The organism is Fibrobacter sp. UWT2 (assembly GCF_900142545.1).
In the GTDB taxonomy this organism is placed as follows: domain Bacteria; phylum Fibrobacterota; class Fibrobacteria; order Fibrobacterales; family Fibrobacteraceae; genus Fibrobacter.
The window spans coordinates 1-2,509 of sequence record NZ_FRBF01000042.1 but is presented as its reverse complement, the minus strand read 5'-3'; the positions used below and the strand labels follow the sequence as shown (position 1 = coordinate 2,509).

The window sequence follows — 2,509 nt, the reverse complement described above, 5'->3', positions numbered from 1 at the left end:
GGTGACGACGCCCGCGTGACATTCGATATCGACGCTCCGTTCGCCCGCAACGAGAACCTGGCCGACTACGCGAACCGCGCCATCGAGGCCGAGAGCATACATTATGACGGCGCGGCCGTGGAAATTCCGCTTGACGAAAATGACGAACCTGTCGAGATGGGCGACACCATCTTGACGGGCAAGGACCGCGACGTGATTGTCGGTGGCGACTTCGGCGACACGATTACCATGGGCGATGGCGACGATGTGGCCCTTGGCGACAATGCCTCGTTGATCCTCGAACACAACAACCCCGTGGGCGTGTTTGCGCCGAGTGTGGAAATCATGCTGGAACAGCATACGGTGACGACCTCGACGCCTGAGGTGTTCCTGGGCAACAACGATACCGATGCCGGGGATATCCAAGACAAGTTCGAGAACGGGGGAGTGCCGGGTGTCACCCCGGAAACATCTGCGAATGGGGATACCGATTTTTACGCGGATGTCACGAACAAGGATTGGGTCCTGCAGCAGGAGGCTACTCCCGGCAAGATTTCGCGCATTGTGGACGTTTCCAGTGCGCAGGTGATTACCTTTGCCGAGGGCGAGACGATGTTGCTGGTAAGCGACACCTGGCCTGGCAACCAGTGGTGGCATCCGAATATCGTGATGGTGGCCGACGGTCAGGGCCATAGCGTCCCCGCCCTTGCATGGGAATGGGACGTGAACGGCACAACCATGACGGCTACCACGCAATCGGGCTATTACTTCACCGTAGATATACCCGACACACCCAATGGCGATAACCGCTACGAAATCCGCGTGACTGCACTCGCCGCAGGCACCGCCGTCATTTCTATCGGGTAGTTTTTACTAATTTTGGAGCGCAAATGCATATGAAGAAATTGGTAATAAAAGACATCGGTCCGATACAAAGTGTTTCTTTGGACTTGAAAAAGATAAACGTCGTAATTGGTCCACAGAGTGCAGGAAAAAGCTGCATTTTGAAAATAGCCTGTTTCTGTGCCTGGGCAGAAAAACGCATCTTGCTGGAACAGGGAAAAAATGGCTTTGCCAACTTTAGCTATGTCATTGATAATCTAATCGTATTCCATAAACTGGAAGGTTATATCCGTTATAGAAGTCTTATTGAATATAAATCCGATTATGTTCATTTTATTTGCGATTTCAGCAAATCAACATTTGACTTGACTATATTTGACGGTTGTTGGCGATACAAGCGAAGTAAGATTTCTTATATACCCTCGGAAAGAAATCTTGTTGCGGCTATTCCCAACTGGTTTGAGGTAAAGTTCGATAATACGAATATCCGAAACTTTATCGCAGACTGGAATGGTGTCAGGGGCATGTATAGTCCTGGCAATATGCTTGATATTTTGGATTTGAATGTCAAATACTACTATGATGCGGAAGCATCTAGGGATTATGTCTTGCTTGGTGATGGAAACAAGGTTAACTTGACGAATGCATCTAGTGGATTGCAGTCCGTTATCCCAATGTGGGCTTACCTGAAGTTCCTTTTTGACGAACAGTATTCTGCCAAGTTGCCGTCCAATATCGTAAGTGATAGTGAAAACGAATCGGTGCTTTTCCATATATACGAAAAACGCTACAAAAAATCCCTGGAAGCGCTTGCAAGCGAAGAAGATCGATATTTTGGAAAAGTCGGTCGCTTGACATTGCCCTTTAAGTCTCAAGAAGACTATAAGGAATGTTTGAAACTATACGAGAACTTTACTCGTACTGCGTATTCGGATATATACCTGGAAGAACCCGAGCAGAATCTTTTCCCGCTTACGCAGGTCGAACTTGTACAAAATCTTCTGAAAAATGCTTCGATGCATTCTGACGGATTGTTTATTGCGACGCATAGTCCCTACCTTTTATATGCGATTAACAATTATATGCTTGGATATATTGTTCGCGACAGATTGCAGGATGATGACCGAAAGGATTGTTTTGTAGATCCACAAAATGTAGCTGCATGGGAATTACGTGATGGGACTGTAACCCCGCTACAAGATGAAGATGGACTCATTCGAGGCAATTACTTTGACCGCGTAATGAAGCGTGTGATGAGCGAATTTTCCAACTATGCAGCATACTATGGCTAACATTGTTGAAGAATTCGAACACGCCCGCGAATATCAAAATGACGTGTGGGTCGCCGATTATACGGAACAGACTCGTTTCGAACCGGAGAGCGCAAAAAAGGGCGTCTGCGTCTCGGAATCCGAGTTTGACGATATAAAGTCATTCCATATGCAAAATCCCAAACATGTTGTAATCTACGGTGTTAATTTTGAAGAACATCCGGATTACTTTCCCGATAAAACCAAAAATTGCGAATGCCTTTTCAAACCGAGAGATGTTGTTGATGGTGGGTTTTTGCTTCTTTGCGAATTGAAGTATTGTAGTTGACCCTTAAAAAGTCACTTCGCGAGCGCAGGATAAGGAGGTTCGCCGTTTTTATTCACCCCTTCCCGGCAAAGGAAGCAACAGTATAGCC

Annotated in this window: 3 protein-coding genes; all 3 read left to right on the top strand. The window is 46.8% G+C overall.

What is annotated here, in order from left to right; all coding sequences use genetic code 11:
- Positions 1-846, top strand: an 846-nt coding sequence (locus BUA40_RS14650; RefSeq protein ID WP_178299677.1) for a hypothetical protein, incomplete at its 5' end; no start/stop codon positions are given.
- Positions 847-869: 23 nt separating this feature from the next.
- On the top strand, positions 870-2,114 hold the full coding sequence (locus BUA40_RS14105; RefSeq protein ID WP_083585442.1) for an ATP-binding protein: 1,245 nt from the start codon (positions 870-872) through the stop codon (positions 2,112-2,114).
- Complete coding sequence (locus tag BUA40_RS14100; RefSeq protein ID WP_072801480.1) at positions 2,107-2,421, top strand: hypothetical protein; 315 nt, start codon at positions 2,107-2,109, stop codon at positions 2,419-2,421. The genes BUA40_RS14105 and BUA40_RS14100 overlap by 8 nt, the downstream gene beginning before the upstream one ends.
- Positions 2,422-2,509 lie beyond the last annotated feature (88 nt).

Coding starts and splice junctions, on each gene's coding strand:
- BUA40_RS14105 (WP_083585442.1), top strand. CDS start 870: ATGCATATGAAGAAATTGGTAATAAAAGACATCGGTCCGATACAAAGT.
- BUA40_RS14100 (WP_072801480.1), top strand. CDS start 2,107: ATGGCTAACATTGTTGAAGAATTCGAACACGCCCGCGAATATCAAAAT.